15 protein-coding genes are annotated in these 14378 nt (G+C 74.0%); 6 read left to right on the top strand and 9 right to left on the bottom strand.

What is annotated here, in order from left to right; translation table 11 throughout:
• Positions 1–13 precede the first annotated feature (13 nt).
• Both O7622_RS28715 and O7622_RS28710 read right to left on the bottom strand, forming a co-directional pair.
• Complete coding sequence (locus tag O7622_RS28715) at positions 14–589, bottom strand: TetR/AcrR family transcriptional regulator (RefSeq protein ID WP_282311201.1); 576 nt, start codon at positions 587–589, stop codon at positions 14–16.
• A complete protein-coding gene (locus O7622_RS28710) occupies positions 576–2102 on the bottom strand; it encodes an MFS transporter (protein ID WP_282311200.1) in 1527 nt (508 codons plus the stop codon). The genes O7622_RS28715 and O7622_RS28710 overlap by 14 nt, the downstream gene beginning before the upstream one ends.
• A gap of 138 nt (positions 2103–2240) precedes the next feature.
• Here O7622_RS28710 and O7622_RS28705 point away from each other — a divergent pair, with 138 nt between their 5' ends.
• Positions 2241–2489 carry a hypothetical protein gene (locus tag O7622_RS28705; RefSeq protein WP_013288392.1) on the top strand — a complete coding sequence of 83 codons (249 nt, stop codon included), beginning with the start codon at positions 2241–2243 and terminating at the stop codon, positions 2487–2489.
• A 41-nt stretch (positions 2490–2530) separates the two neighbouring features.
• Here the strand turns inward: O7622_RS28705 and O7622_RS28700 are convergent, their stop codons facing one another.
• Positions 2531–3853, bottom strand: a complete 1323-nt coding sequence (locus O7622_RS28700) for an extracellular solute-binding protein (protein WP_282311199.1) — start codon at positions 3851–3853, stop codon at positions 2531–2533.
• Positions 3854–3971: 118 nt separating this feature from the next.
• Here O7622_RS28700 and O7622_RS28695 point away from each other — a divergent pair, with 118 nt between their 5' ends.
• On the top strand, positions 3972–4805 hold the full coding sequence (locus O7622_RS28695; protein WP_282311198.1) for a phosphoribosylaminoimidazolesuccinocarboxamide synthase: 834 nt from the start codon (positions 3972–3974) through the stop codon (positions 4803–4805).
• 3 nt (positions 4806–4808) lie between these two features.
• Here O7622_RS28695 and glpK read toward each other — a convergent pair whose 3' ends face one another.
• The gene (glpK, locus tag O7622_RS28690) at positions 4809–6293 is read right to left on the bottom strand and encodes a glycerol kinase GlpK (protein ID WP_282311197.1); all 1485 of its coding nucleotides are present in this window, start codon (positions 6291–6293) and stop codon (positions 4809–4811) included.
• A 64-nt stretch (positions 6294–6357) separates the two neighbouring features.
• Between glpK and O7622_RS28685 the strand changes: the two genes are divergently transcribed.
• Positions 6358–7296, top strand: a complete 939-nt coding sequence (locus tag O7622_RS28685; protein WP_282311196.1) for a ribose-phosphate pyrophosphokinase — start codon at positions 6358–6360, stop codon at positions 7294–7296.
• A gap of 13 nt (positions 7297–7309) precedes the next feature.
• Here the strand turns inward: O7622_RS28685 and O7622_RS28680 are convergent, their stop codons facing one another.
• Positions 7310–7777 carry an ATP-binding protein gene (locus O7622_RS28680; RefSeq protein ID WP_282311195.1) on the bottom strand — a complete coding sequence of 156 codons (468 nt, stop codon included), beginning with the start codon at positions 7775–7777 and terminating at the stop codon, positions 7310–7312.
• 115 nt (positions 7778–7892) lie between these two features.
• Between O7622_RS28680 and O7622_RS28675 the strand changes: the two genes are divergently transcribed.
• Together O7622_RS28675 and O7622_RS28670 are read left to right on the top strand one after the other, a co-directional pair.
• Positions 7893–9014 carry a DUF5931 domain-containing protein gene (locus O7622_RS28675; protein ID WP_282311194.1) on the top strand — a complete coding sequence of 374 codons (1122 nt, stop codon included), beginning with the start codon at positions 7893–7895 and terminating at the stop codon, positions 9012–9014.
• 11 nt (positions 9015–9025) lie between these two features.
• Entirely contained in the window at positions 9026–9658 is a 633-nt protein-coding gene (locus tag O7622_RS28670) for a response regulator transcription factor (RefSeq protein ID WP_282314259.1), read from the top strand.
• 28 nt (positions 9659–9686) lie between these two features.
• Here O7622_RS28670 and O7622_RS28665 read toward each other — a convergent pair whose 3' ends face one another.
• The 3 genes from O7622_RS28665 to O7622_RS28655 all read right to left on the bottom strand — a co-directional run bounded on the left by O7622_RS28665 (position 9687) and on the right by O7622_RS28655 (position 12066).
• Positions 9687–10259, bottom strand: a complete 573-nt coding sequence (locus tag O7622_RS28665) for a DUF5709 domain-containing protein (RefSeq protein WP_282311193.1) — start codon at positions 10257–10259, stop codon at positions 9687–9689.
• Between the two features lie 80 nt (positions 10260–10339).
• On the bottom strand, positions 10340–11071 hold the full coding sequence (locus O7622_RS28660) for an ATP-binding protein (protein ID WP_282311192.1): 732 nt from the start codon (positions 11069–11071) through the stop codon (positions 10340–10342).
• Complete coding sequence (locus tag O7622_RS28655; protein WP_282311191.1) at positions 11068–12066, bottom strand: SDR family oxidoreductase; 999 nt, start codon at positions 12064–12066, stop codon at positions 11068–11070. Before O7622_RS28655 ends, O7622_RS28660 begins: the two co-directional genes overlap by 4 nt.
• A gap of 191 nt (positions 12067–12257) precedes the next feature.
• Between O7622_RS28655 and O7622_RS28650 the strand changes: the two genes are divergently transcribed.
• Complete coding sequence (locus tag O7622_RS28650; protein WP_282311190.1) at positions 12258–13526, top strand: glycosyltransferase; 1269 nt, start codon at positions 12258–12260, stop codon at positions 13524–13526.
• Here O7622_RS28650 and O7622_RS28645 read toward each other — a convergent pair.
• Positions 13409–14374 carry a hypothetical protein gene (locus O7622_RS28645; protein ID WP_282314258.1) on the bottom strand — a complete coding sequence of 322 codons (966 nt, stop codon included), beginning with the start codon at positions 14372–14374 and terminating at the stop codon, positions 13409–13411. The genes O7622_RS28650 and O7622_RS28645 overlap by 118 nt on opposite strands.
• Positions 14375–14378: the final 4 nt, after the last annotated feature.

Raw genomic sequence — 14378 nt, 5'->3', positions numbered from 1 at the left:
TCCGGGCCTGAACTCATTCCGGGGCCGTCTCGGTGAGGGCGAGCAGTTCCTCGCGGGCCAGCCGGAGCTGCTCGTCGGTGACGTAGGCGGTGCCGATGCCGATGGCGAGTCCCTCCGCGGCGTACCGGACGGCCCAGACGCGGCCCGGCGGCAGGCCGTCGGCCTCGAAGGCGCGGTTCCAGCGCGCCGGGTCCTCGGGATCCACCGCGAGCACGTGCTCCATGCTGTCGATCCCGAGTTGCGCGAGCAGACCGGTGGCGCTGCCCAGTTCCGCCAGGTAGGCGCTGTCTCCGGTGAGGGCGCGCACGTAACCGCGGGTGAAGGCGCCGGGCCGGTGGTCGCCGGGGTCGACGTGGGCGTTCACCTCCTCCCAGAAGCGGGTGATCACCTGCTCGACCAGTGCGGCGAACAGGTCCTCACGGGAGGGGAAGTGGTGCATCAGGCCGCTCTTGGTGACACCCGCCTCCTGGGCGATGGCGGCCAGGCTGACGTTGGCGCCGTGCTGGGTGACCACCCGTTCGGCGGCGTCCAGCACGGCCCGCCGGGTGCGTGCGCGATCGCGGATCGGACGACGGTCAGTGGTCGACACGAACACCTCCGGCGGGGACGGGCTCGGAGGGAATGATCTTCCAGGCCACCACCGAGGCACCGACCAGGATCACGGCGGCGACGAAGGTGGCGGACTGCATCGCCTGGGCGAAGGCGTCCTGCGCGGCGGCCACGACGCCGGGCGCCGGTGACCCGTACACGGCCGCGGCCAGGGAGTCCTCCGCCAGCGCCCGATCGGCGGCGGTGGTCCCGGCGGGGAGCGTCAGCGACGAACGGTAGAGCAGCCCGTGCACCGAGCCGAGGACGGCGATGCCGAGCGCGCCGCCCAGCTCGTACGCCGTCTCGGCCACCGCCGACGCGGCGCCCGCGCGCCGCTCCGGGACGGCGCCGACGACGGCGTCCGTCGAGAGCGTCATGGCGACACCGATGCCGAGCCCGATGACGGCGAGGCCGATGCCCAGGCCCCAGTAGCTCCGGAGGTCGACGCTCGTCCCCAGGACGGCGAGCCCGACGGCGGCGACCAGCAGTCCCAGCCCGATCGCGCGGCCCGCCCCCAGCCGCGACAGCAGGACGCCGATCAGCGCCACGACGAGCACCGCGGCGAGTGTCCCGGGCAGCTCGGCGACGCCTGCCTTCAGGGGGCCGAAGTCCCGGACCAGTTGGAGATACTGGGAGAAGAAGAACAGCAGGCCCAGGAACCCGAAGATGGCAAGCACGTTGGCGGCCAGTGCGCCCGAGAACGCCGGCACCTTGAACAGCGAGACGTCGAGCAGCGGCACCGCCAGCCGGTTCTGCCGCCGCACGAACCACCATCCGGCCAGCAGTCCGACCGCGGTGGCCGCCACCGTGACGGCGTCGACGCCGTCGCTGAACAGACGCTTGAGGGCGAAGACCAGCGGGACGATCGTGACGATGGACAGCGCCGAGGAACCCACGTCGATCCGCGCCGGCGCCTCTCCCTTCGACTCGGGCAGCAGCAGCCGTCCCGCCACCAGCGCCATCACCGGCACGTTGATCAGGAAGACCGAGCCCCACCAGAAGCGCTCCAGCAGCGCGCCGCCCACCAGCGGGCCGAGTGCGGCGCCGGCGGTCGCCCCGGCCGACCAGATCGCGATGGCCCGGGCCCGCTGAGCGCGATCGGCGAACATCGACCGGACGATGGAGAGCGTCGAGGGCATCAATGTGGCACCGGCCAGGCCGAGAAGGGCGCGGGCCGCGATCAGCACCTCCGGGGTGGAGGCGAAGGCGGCCAGCGCGGACGCCGAGCCGAATCCCACAGTGCCGATCATCAACAGCCGCTTGCGGCCGATCCGGTCGGCCAGGTTGCCCATCGTGATCAGGAGCCCGGCGAGCACGAAGGCGTAGATGTCCCCGATCCACAGGATCTGGGTGGCCGTGGGCCCGATGTCCTCCGTCAACGACGGGACCGCGAGGTAGAGGACAGTCCCGTCGACGGCCAGGAGAAGGACCACGAGGACGAGTACCACGAGGGCCGCCCATTCCCGCTTCCCGGCGGGGGCGGGTACGGGGACCGAGCGCGGGGAGGAAGTCACCAGGAAACCGTAACAGTCCAAATGGACGGCTAATCGTGAGTAGAGCCATGCGGGCTGCGGCGACGGCTCGCCCCGTGCCCGGCGACATCCGCCCTGTCCGCCGTGCCCCGGTTGCGGGTCTCGGCGAGGATGGGGGGCATGTCTGCATGGAACAAGTGGTGGGGCCGCCTGGGCGCGGTCCTCGGTACGGTCGTGCTCTCGGTCTTCGTACCGGTCGCGGCCTGGGCGTCGTCCGGCACCGGCGAGATCGTGGTGGAGGCGGCACGCCGGCGGTCCCGTGGCGGGTTCGGCATCCTCGGCCTGCTCTGCTGCCTCGTGGTGGTCGGCGGCATCGTGCTGCTGGTGGTGCTGCTCACCCGCGGCCGCCGCAACCGCCCCCCGCGCTGACACCCCTGCCCGCCCCGCCCACGCCGGGCGGGGTGGGCGGGTCACTCGGCGAGGGCGGCGTTCGCCTGGGCCATGAAGCGGGAGGTGGCGGTGCGGGCACCGGCCCGCTTGCCGCGGATGCTCTCGGCCGCGTCGATCAGCAGCGTGCGCACCTCGGCGTGCCCCTTCGGCGGCGGCGCGGGTGACGGGCCGGCCAGGTCGTCCAGCTCGGCGCCGAGCGCGGCCATGCGCTTCTCGGCCCGGCCGGTCACCTCCGCGGCGACGAACGAGCGCACCTGCTTGCTGGCGTTCAGGCCGCGCTCGACGCCGAGGAGCCGGCCGGCGGCCACGTTCGTGGTCAGGAAGTCGAGCACGTCCACCACCGCCTGCGGGTGGCGGGTGCCCCGGTAACCGGCCCAGTACATCGACGCGCGCGGCCACTGGGCGGCGGGCGTACCCGGGAAGGCGACGGCGCCCAGCTCGTCGTCGGTCAGGCTCTGCAACTCGGGCAGCTGGTGCGACCAGGCGAAGGAGGCCGCTGTGTGCCCGGTGACCACGAGCTGGCGGGCCAGCTCGCCGCTGTCGGCCTGCTCGACCAGCGCGGCGCTCGGTGTGGCCCGGTCGAACCGCGCCACCTCCCAGAACTCGAACCAGGCGAGCAGCTCGGCGGAGCTGAAGCCGAGCTGCCGACCCTGGTACAGCTCGCTGCCCTGGCCGCGCAGCCACAGCCAGAACGCCCGGTAGTCGCCGGAGGCGTCCATGGTGCCGGCCACCCGGTTGCCGGAGGCGCGCGTGACGCGCGCGGCCCAGCTCACGTACTCCTTCCAGGACATCCCGGTACGCGGCTCGGGCTGGCCCAGCCGGCGCAGCAACCGGCGGTTGAACACCAGCGCCGCGCTCGTCTGCGCGGCCGGCACGCCCACCGTGCGCTCGTCCACCCGGCCGTAGCGGGCCAGTTGCTCCGGCACCTCGCGCAGGTCGAGCCGATCGTCGGCGACGTACCGGGTCAGGTCGAGCAGGATGTCCCGGCCCGCGTACTCGGCGAGCAGCCTGTCGTCGATCTGGAACAGGTCCGGGGCGTTCCCGCCGGTGGCCTGGGTGGCGAGCCGGTCGTAGTAGCCGCCCAGCCCCTGCCAGGTCACCCGGAAGCTGACCCGCGGGTTCTGCTGCGAGTACAGCCGCAGCGCCTGTTCGGTGGCCGCGGCCCGGCGGGCGCCGCCCCACCAGAACACGGACAGCTCGACCGGGCCGTCGTCGGCGGCCACCTCCTCCGGGCTGCACCCGGTGAGCAGCGGCAGCCCGCCGGCGATCGGCAGCCCGGTGAGCGCGCCGAGGAACCGTCGCCGGTCGAGCCCGGGACGGGGTACGGACTGCGGAGCGCGCAACGGTCTCTCCGAAGGTGGGGTGGACGGATCATTTCACCGGCCCCCGGCGGGGTGTCAACGCCGGGCGGGCGTGGTGGGCGCGCCGGGCGGGCCCCGCCGGTCATGGTGTACTAGCGCCGTGGAACTTCTGCACTCGGGCAAGGTCAGGGACGTCTACGCCGACGGCGAGGACCTGATCCTGGTCGCCACCGACCGCGTCTCCATCTACGACGTGGTGCTGCCGACCCCGATCCCGGACAAGGGCCGCCTGCTCACCGCGCTGTCGCTGTGGTGGTTCGAGCAGCTGTCCGACCTGGTGCCGAACCATGTGATCTCCGCGACGGACGTGCCGGCGGAGTTCGCCGGCCGGGCGATCCGCTGCCGGCGGCTGGACATGGTGCCGGTCGAGTGCGTGGCCCGGGGCTACCTGACCGGCGGCGGCTTCGCCGAATACCAGCGCACCGGCTCGGTCTCCGGGGTGCCGCTGCCCCGCGGCCTGGTCGAGGCGTCGATCCTGCCCGAGCCGATCTTCACGCCGTCGACCAAGGCGCCGAAGGGCGAGCACGACGAGCCGATCACGTACGAGCAGGTGGTGGACAAGGTCGGGCCGGAGGTCGCCGAGCGGCTGCGGCAGATCACAGTCGACGTCTACCGGCGCGGTGCGGAGATCGCCGCCGAGCGGGGCATCCTGATCGCCGACACGAAGCTGGAGCTGGGCTGGGCGGCGGACGGCACGCTGGTCCTCGGCGACGAGGTGCTCACCTCCGACTCGTCCCGGTTCTGGCCGGCCGAGTCGTACCAGCCGGGCCGCGCCCAGTTCTCCTACGACAAGCAGTACGTGCGGGACTGGGCCACGTCGAGCGGCTGGGACAAGCAGCCGCCCGCCCCGGAGGTGCCGGCCGAGGTGATCGAGGCGACCCGGGCCCGCTACGTCGAGGTGTACGAGAAGCTCACCGGCAACACCTGGGCCTGACGCTCAGTCGACCCAGTCGAGCGTGCGCCGGACCGCCTTGCGCCACTGGCGCAGCTCGTGCTCCCGGTGCGCCGGGTCCATCGTCGACTCCCACTGCGCGTCCGAGCGCCACTTCTCGCGCAGCGTGGCCAGGTCCGGCCAGAACCCGACGGCCAGGCCGGCGGCGTACGCGGCGCCGAGGCACGTCGTCTCGGTGATCCGGGACCGCACGACCGGCACGTCCAGCACGTCGGCGAGGAACTGCATCAGCAGCTCGTTGCCGGTCATCCCGCCGTCGACCCGCAGCCGGCGCAGCGCCACGTCGGAGTCGGCGTTCATCGCGTCCACCACCTCCCGGGTCTGGAAGGCCGACGCCTCCAGCACCGCGCGGGCCAGGTGTCCCTTGGTGATGTAGCCGGTCAGCCCGGCGATGACGCCCCGGGCGTCGCTGCGCCAGTGCGGGGCGAACAGGCCGGAGAAGGCCGGCACCACGTAGCAGCCGCCGTTGTCGTCGACGGTGCGGGCCAGCTCCTCGACCTGCGGGGCGGCGGAGATCAGGCCGAGGTTGTCCCGCAACCACTGCACGAGCGAGCCGGTGACCGCGACGGCGCCCTCCAGCGCGTACACGGCGGGCTGGCCCTCGATCCGGTACGCCACCGTGGTGAGCAGGCCGTGCCGCGACGGCACCGGGCTGGCGCCGGTGTTGAGCAGCAGGAAGCTGCCGGTGCCGTAGGTGCACTTGGCCTCGCCGGGCTGGAAGCAGGTCTGCCCGAACAGCGCCGCCTGCTGGTCGCCGAGCGCGCTCGCCACCGGCACCCCGGCCAGCACCCCCTGGGCGGTGCCGTACACCTCGGCCGAGCTGCGGATCTCGGGCAGCACGGCGGCCGGGATCCGCAGCGCGTCGAGCAGTTCCGGGGCCCAGTCGAGCGTCTCCAGGTCCATCAGCATGGTGCGGCTGGCGTTCGTCACGTCGGTGACGTGCCGGCCGGTCAGCTTCCAGATCAGCCAGCTGTCCATGGTGCCGAACAGCACCTCGCCGCGTTCGGCCCGCTCGCGCAGCCCGTCGACGTGGTCGAGCAGCCAGCGCAGCTTCGGGCCGGCGAAGTAGGTGGCCGGGGTCAGGCCGGTGCGGGTCCGTAGCCGCTCCTCGTCGTACGCCTCGGTCAGCTCCCGCAGCAGCGGGCCGGTGCGGGTGTCCTGCCAGACGATGGCGTTCGCCACCGGGCGGCCGGTCTCCCGGTCCCACACCACAGTGGTCTCGCGCTGGTTGGTGATGCCCACCGCGGCCAGCATCTTGGTGCCGATGTCGGCGCTCGCGAGCGCCTCGCGCACCACGTGCTCGACGTTCGTCCAGATCTCCTCGGCGTCGTGCTCCACCCAGCCGGGCCGGGGGAAGACCTGCCGGTGCTCGCGCTGGGCCACGGCGACGATCTCACCGGCCCGGTCGAAGACGATGCAGCGCGAGGACGTGGTGCCCTGGTCGATGGCGGCGACGAACTCTGCGGTCACGGCAGCACCGTACCCGCCGCGAGCGTTCACCGTCTCCCTCCGGCGACCCGTACGATCATCAGACGTGCGTGACATTGCCGTGTTCAGCGGGTCGGCCCATCCCGACCTCGCCGCCGAGATCTGCGCCCACCTCCACGTCCCGCTGCACCCGGTACGGGTGTCCCGGTTCGCCAACGACTGCCTGGAGGTGCAGTTGCAGGCGAACTGCCGGGAGCGCGACGTCTTCCTCATCCAGCCGCTGGTGCCGCCGGTGCAGGAACACCTGGTCGAGCTGTTGCTCATGATCGACGCGGCCCGGGGCGCGTCGGCCGCGCGGATCACCGTGGTGCTGCCGCACTACGCGTACGCGCGGTCGGACAAGAAGGACGCGCCGCGCATCTCCATCGGCGGCCGGCTCGTCGCCGACCTGCTCACCTCAGCCGGCGCGCACCGGGTGCTGGCCATGACGCTGCACTCGCCGCAGGTGCACGGCTTCTTCAGCGTCCCGGTGGACCACCTGCACGCGTTGCGCGAGCTGGCCGCCCACTTCAAGGGGTACGACCTGAGCAACGCGGTGGTGGTCTCGCCGGACCTGGGCAACGCCAAGGAGGCCGCCGCGTTCGCCCGGATGCTGGGTACGCCGGTGGCGGCCGGCGCGAAGCAGCGCTACAGCGACGACCGGGTGCAGATCAGCACGATCATCGGCGACGTGGCGGACCGGGACGTGATCGTGCTGGACGACGAGATCGCCAAGGGCAGCACCGTGATCGAGCTGATCTCGCACCTGCGCGAGCGGCGGGTCCGCTCGATCCGGCTGGCCTGCACGCACGGCCTGTTCTCCAGCGGGGCGCTGGAGCGGCTGGGCGGGCAGGAGGGCGTCCTGGAGATCGTCTGCACCAACACGGTGCCGATCCCGGCGGAGAAGCGGGTGCCGAAGCTGGAGGTGCTGTCGGTGGCACCGGCGCTGGCCGAGGCGATGCGGCGGATCCACAACGGGGAGTCGGTGAGCGCCCTGTTCGCCTGACGAGGGCGGCGGGTCAGCCGTCCAGCGGGCCGGTGGCGGGCTGGCGGGTGGCGAGCGCGGCGGTGATCCGGACGACGGTGCCGGCGGCGCCGCTCTCCACCTCCATCGCGTCGCTCAGCTCCCGGGCCAGCCAGAGGCCCCAGCCGCCGGCGGTGTCCGGCGCGGGCCGGTCGCGGTCGCGCAGCCGCCGTTCGCTGATCCCGGGCCCGTGGTCGGCGACCTCGCAGACCAGTTCGCCGTCCCGCTTCCAGAGCCGCAGCCAGCCCTGCCCGCCGCCGTGCCGGACCGCGTTGGTGATCAGTTCGTTGACCGCCAGCACGAAGTCGTCCAGCCGTTGGCCGGACAGGCCCGACCCGTGCGCGCAGGAGGTGACCGAGTGCCGCAGCCCGGTCACCTGCGCCTGGTCGAAGGCGGTGGCGAGAAGCAGGGAAGGTTCGATGGGCACAACCGTACGCGGTGCGGGGAGTTCTGCGTCTGTCATGACCCCGTCCCGACGATGGTTCTCGACGACTTTCGCGGCATTTCCACCGTACGTCAGGGTTTCTCGGGCCGCACCGCCCGGGGTGCCCTGGACCGGCTGTGACAGGGTGGCCCACATGCCGTCGTCCTCCGGCCTTGAGGGCCCCTTCTGGCGATCGATAGCGGTGTTCCGCTTCGCCGCGCTCGCGTACGTCGGACTGGTCGTGCTGCGCGACGCGGACCGCTACGCGCACCCGGTCGCCGCGGGCGGCGTCCTGCTGGCGATGCTGGCGTGGAGCGGCGTGACGGCGGCCGGCTACGGCCGTCCGGCCGGGCGGCGCTGGCCGCTGCTCCTGGCCGACCTCGGCGTGGTGCTGGCGATCATCCTGGTCACGCCCTGGGTGGTGGGCCGCGCGGCGCTCGCCGCCGGGGTGCCGATGCTGACCGCCGCCTGGCTGGCCGGGCCGGTGCTCGCCTGGGCGGTCTCCGGCGGGCGGCGGCGTGGCGCGGTGGCGGCGATCGTCCTCGGCGGCGCCGACCTCGCCACCCGCGACCGGATCAGTCCGTCCGCGCTGACCGGGGCGATCCTCATGCTGCTCGCCGGCGTGGTGGTCGGGCACGTGGCGCGGCTGGCGGTGCAGGCGGAGGAGCGGTTGCAGCGGGCGGTGGAGCTGGAGGCGGCCACCCGCGAGCGGGAGCGGCTGGCCCGCGACATCCACGACTCGGTGCTCCAGGTGCTCGCGCTGGTCCGGCGGCGGGGCGCGGACCTGGACGGCGAGGCGGCCGAGCTGGCCCGGCTGGCCGGCGAGCAGGAGGCGGCGCTGCGGGCGCTGATCGGCCGGGCGGGCGCGCCGCCGGACCCGGCGGGTGACGAGCAGGACCTGCGCGACCTGATCGACAGGTACGCCTCGGCCACTGTCGTGGTGTCCGCGCCCGCCACACCGGTGCCGCTGCCGGCGCGGGCCGCCGGTGAGCTGGGCGCCGCGGTCGGCGCGGCGCTCGACAACGTGGCCCGGCACGCCGGCGGGCGGGCCTGGGTGCTGATCGAGGACGAGGAGGAGACGGTGACCGTCTCGGTACGCGACGAGGGGCCGGGTATCCCGGAGGGGCGGCTGGCGGAGGCCGCCGCGCAGGGGCGGCTCGGGGTGGCGCAGTCCATCCGGGGCCGGGTGGCGGACCTGGGCGGCGAGGTGCGGATCGTGTCCGCGCCCGGCGCGGGCACCGAGATCGAGCTGGTCGTGCCGAGGAGCCGCGGGTGAGCATCCGGGTGATGGTGGTCGACGACCACCCGATGTGGCGCGAGGGCGTGGCCCGTGATCTCACCGAGGCGGGCCACCAGGTGGTGGCGACCAGCGGTGAGGGGCGGCAGGCGGTACGGGTGGCCGCGGCGGCCCGTCCCGACCTGGTCGTGCTCGACCTCCAGCTGCCGGACATCTCCGGTGTCGAGGTGATCCGGGGCCTGCGCGCCGCGCTGCCCGGCGTGCGGGTGCTCATGCTCTCGGCCAGCGGTGAGCCGCAGGGCGTGCTGGACGCGGTCAAGGCCGGTGCCACCGGCTACCTGATCAAGTCGGCCGCACCGGCGGAGTTCCTGGACGCGGTGCGCCGCACGGCGGCCGGTGAGCCGGTGTTCACGCCCGGCCTGGCCGGGCTGGTGCTGGGGGAGTACCGGCGGCTGGCCGCGGCGCCGCCCGCCCCGCACGACGACGCACCCCGGCTCACCGATCGGGAGACCGAGGTGCTGCGTCTGGTCGCCAAGGGGCTGTCCTACAAGCAGATCGCCGACCGGCTGGGCCTGTCCCACCGGACCGTGCAGAACCACGTGCAGAACACCCTGGGCAAGCTCCAGTTGCACAACCGGGTCGAGCTGACCCGGTACGCCATCGAGCGGGGCCTGGACGCCTGAGCGGTCAGCGCGCTGGACGTCTGAGCGGTCAGCGCGCGTCCGGCGGCCGGGTCTCGTGCACCGCCAGCTCCTCCGCGCTGGCCCCGCCACCGGCCGCGCCGGCGTCGTAGGCGACGTTGTCGGTCTCCTGGTCGGTGTGCGCGCCCTCGTCCGGCTCGACCAGCCGGCCCACCTCGTGGTCGGCGACGGTGCCGAGCTGGCCGTGGTCGTACACCGACACCGGGGATCCCGGGTCCGAGACCGGGCCCGGGTCGATCACGTCGGCGTCGAGCTGGGCCTGCGCGGCGGCCTCCTCGCTGTCCGCCTCGGCGGCGATGTCCGGGTCGACCGGGCCGGCGAGCGGATCGTCGGCGGGGCGCTCGTACTGCTCGCGCTGGAGCTTGTGGTCCAGCGACTCGCCGTCGAGCTGCTCCTCCGCCGTGGTGCCGAACTGGTCCACCGCGACCGGCGTGCGATCGCCGGGGAGCTGGGCCGGCTCGGGGCCGTCCGCCTCGCGCCCGGTCAGCACGTCGTCGTTGGCGGTGGAGTCGTCGTCGGCGGTGTCGGGCAGGCCCGCCGCCTCGGGATCGGACACGGGGGTGGGGTACTCGTCGTCGCGCATGCTCGGGAACTACCCACTGCGCTACCCGCCCTAACCGCGACCGGCCGGGTGGATCAGGAGCAACGGGGCGAAACGGCACCTCAGTTGCGGTACGCCGCCTCGTCCTCGGCGTACAGCACGCACCACACCACCTTGCCGTCGGGCAGCGCCGTGCTGCCCCAGCGCCGGGCCACCGTGTCGATGAGCAGCAGTCCCCGCCCGCCGACCGACTCCACCGGCGCCGGACCGCCGTACGCGGGCCGCCCGGTCGAGTGGTCCCGGACGGCCACGTGCAGCGCGCCGCCGCGCGGGGCCAGCCGGAGCGTCATCGGTGTGGCGGCGTGCGCCACCACGTTGTTGACCATCTCGGTGACCGCGATGCAGGCCGGCTCGACCAGCTCCGGCAGCCCCCACCCGGCGCACCCGCCGGCGACCAGCACCCGTGCCTCGCGGGCGGCCTCGGCCACCGGGGACAGCTCGACGTCGAGCGGCTCGGGCGGCGCGTCCGGTGGCGGCCCGTCCGGATCGAGCAGCAGCTCGGCGGCGGGCCAGTCGGCGACCGCCCGGCAGGCGTCTTCCAGCGCGTCACGTGCCAGCGGATCGGGGATCCGCACCCCGGACAGGTCCACCAGCAGCAACCCGGGCCGCTGCCACAGCCGGGCGAGCAGCGCGTCCCGTACGGCCTCCACCCCGGAACGGTCGAGGACACCGGTCAGCCGGACCGTCGGGGAGGACTCGTCGCCCTCCACCAGGCAACGCGCATCCGGCGGCATGATCGCCCCGTTGTGCACGTCGGCCCGCGCCCGGGCACCGGTCCGGTCGACGGGACTCACGGCCGACCACCCCGGGACCGGCGGCTGATCGCGGCCACCGTACCGGCAGCGGTGCCGGCGGCCAGCCCGACGGCGGCCGTCAACCGCAGCACCTGACCGCGCCGGCCGGACCACCCGTCGGTCCGCTCCGCCGCCGAGTCCGGCGTGAACACGGCGCCTGTGGAGTCGTCGCGTACGCCGGGGCCGAACTGGGTGCGCGCGGTGTACCAGCCCAGCACCCGTTCGGCCAGCGCCGGGGCGAGCCGCCACTGGAGGCCGATCAGCCGGGCCGCGCCGCCCGCGTACGCCTCGCGCCGGGGCCGGCGCAGCAGCCGGACGATCGTCTCGGCGACCATCTCCGGCGGGTACACCGGCGGCGGCGGGGTCAGCTCCCGGCCGGAGTGGTTGGCCGCGTGCCGGAAGAACGGCGTGTCGATGGTGGCGGGCAGCACGGTGCAGATCGAGATGTTCCCCCGGCCGGTCACCCGCAGTTCCTGCCGCACCGTGTCGGCCAGCCCGCGGATCGCGTGCTTCGTCGCGTTGTACGCCGACTGGTACGGCATCGCCACCTCGGCCAGCACCGAGGCGTTGTTGACGAGCACCCCGCCGCCGGCCGCGCCCAGCCAGGGCAGCGCGGCCCGCGTCCCGTACACGGCGCCGAGCAGGTTCACCTCCACCACCCGGCGGAACTCGGCCACCGGTATCTCGTCGAACAGCCCCACCGTGCCCACCGCCGCGTTGTTGATCCAGGCGTCGATCCGGCCGAACTCGGCCACCGCCCGCTCCGCCAGCCGCTCGACCGCCTCCGGGTCGGTCACGTCGGTGGGCACCACCAGGGCGCGCCCGCCCAGTTCCCGGCAGAACGCCGCGACCCTTTGCAGCGCCGACTCGGTCCGGGCGGCCAGCACCACGTCGGCACCCCGGCGGGCCAGCGCGTACGCGGTGGCGGCGCCGATCCCGCTGGAGGCGCCGGTGATGACGACTGTGGCGTCGGAGAGGGTGCGGGTCAGCGGCATTCTCCGTCGGTACCCCCGGTCCGGGCCGTCATGCCGACCGTTTTCGACGGTGATCGGGTTCGGTCGGCTGTCCCGTCCGCGGGACGCCGCGGCCGGGTGACCCCGATCTGTCAGGTTTGGGCGCACCGGACCTGGGTTAATGGGACGCTCTGACCGGAGACCCCGCTCGCGAGAACGCATGGAGGTGCACCATGCGCGTCGGCCTTGTATGCGCGCACGCCGGCTCGTCCACCGACGGTCCCACCGTCGGGACGCAGGAGCACATTGCGCGCGTGGCGGCGGAACTCGCAGCCCGGGGCCATGACGTCCGCGTCTACGAGCGCCGTGCCGAGTCCGCCCAGCCCGCCCTGACCGAACTCGACGGCTACCGGGTGGAACGTGTCCCGGCCGGCCCGCCCGACATGCTCTCCACCGCCGAGCTGGTCCCGTTCGTCGCCGAGTACGGCCGCTGGCTGGCCGGGCAGTGGGCCGGGGACTGGACACCCGACGTGGTGCACGGGCACTACTGGGTCGGCGGGCTGGCGGCCGCGCACGCGGTACGCGCGACCGACATCCCGGTGGTGCAGACGTTCCACTCGCTCGGCGTGGAGCAGTTGCGTCACCTCGGCCGGGAGTACGGCGGGCCGGGGGAGCGCATCCCGCTGGAACGGGCGCTGACCCGGGTCGTGGACGTGGCGGTCGCCCAGTGCAATGACGAGGTCGACGAGCTGACCCGGATGGGCCTGCAACGGACGTCGGTGGCGATGGTGCCGACCGGGGTGGACACCGGCCAGTTCCACCCGGACGGCGAGGCGGCGCCGCGGGACCAGCGGGCCCGGATCCTCTCCGTCGGCGGGCTCGCGCCCGGGCACGGCCAGGACGACCTGATCCGGGCGATGCGGCTGGTCGGTGACGCGGAGTTGGTGATCGCGGGCGGCCCGCCGGCGGAGCGGCTGGACGGGCACACCGAGGCGCGCCGGCTACGCGAGCTGGCCGAACGGACGGGCGTGGCGGAGCAGGTGAAGCTGGTCGGCTCGGTGCCGCACGACCAGATGGCCACCTGGTACCGCTCCGCCGACCTGGTGGCCTGCACCCCGCACTACGCGTCGGCCGGGCGGGTGTCGCTGGAGGCGATGGCCTGCGGCGTGCCGGTGGTCGGCTACGCCATGGGCGGCATCGCGGACGCGGTGGTGGACGAGGTGACCGGCAAGCTGGTGCCGCCGGGTGACGTGCGCATGCTCGGAGTCACGCTGCGCCGGCTGCTGTCGGACAACGCCGGGCGGTTCGCGTACGGGCACGCCGCGGTGGACCGGGTCCGGTGCAGCTACACCTGGGAACGGACCGCCGCCGCGCTGGAGCGCCTCTACGAGCGGGTGATCGGGCGGCGCCGCCCGGCCACGCCGATCGAGCCGACGCCGGTCGAGGTGACGCCGCCGGTCGAGGTGGTCGTCTCCGAACGCGGGCCGGTCGAGGCGGCCTGAACCGGCACCATCCCGGCGCCCACGATCGTCTTCTGGCGGGCGCCGGCGTGGTGGTGCTGCGGTTCGGCGTACCGGGTCAGGCCGACCACAGCCGCGAGCGTCACCAGGAAGCCGAGCCCGGCCAGCCACTCCCGGCCGGGCCAGATCTTGTCGTTGAGCAGCAGCAGGCCGACGATCGCCGCGGGCACCGCGCCGGCGGCGTCCATCGCGGCGACCGCCGCCGTGGTCGACCCGCGCTGCATGGCCAGCCCGAGCAGCAACTGGCCGATCACCGAGTGGACGATCAGCAGGTAGAGCAGCGGGTCGCGGACGAACGCCTCCACCGACCCGGCCGAGGCGAGCGGACGGGCCGCCACCGCCGCGGCGGAGAACGCCATCCCGGCCAGTGAGCCGAGCACCACCGACCCGAGCGCGCCGTGCAGCCGGGCGGCGAAGAAGCCGGAAGCGCCGATCGCGACCACAGCCACCGCCAGGCCGACCAGCCCGGCGGTGCCGAGCTGCCGCGACGGCGCGGGCTGGGCGGAGAGGACGAGCGCGGTGATGCCGGCGAACAGCAGCACCAGCAGCACCACCTCGGCTGCGGGCAGCCGCCACTTGAGCACCAGCACGCCGAGGACGGCGGTCACTCCGAGCCCGGCCGCCACGCTGGCCTGGACCAGGAACAACGGCAGGTCACGGCGGGCCAGGAAGGCCAGCACGAAGCCGACGACCTGGCAGGCCAGGCCGATCAGGTACGTCCGGTGCCCGGCGAGGCGCAGCAGCAGCCCGGGATCGAACGTGTGGTGCACTGTGGTCCGCGCGGCCGCTACCGACTGGAGAAGGTTGGCGAAGCCGTACGCGATGATCATCGCT

The organism is Micromonospora sp. WMMD1076, assembly GCF_029581475.1.
GTDB classification, from domain to species: Bacteria; Actinomycetota; Actinomycetes; order Mycobacteriales; family Micromonosporaceae; genus Micromonospora; species Micromonospora aurantiaca.
Note: the sequence above shows the minus strand (reverse complement) of the source record. Positions and strands in the feature narration are given on the sequence as shown.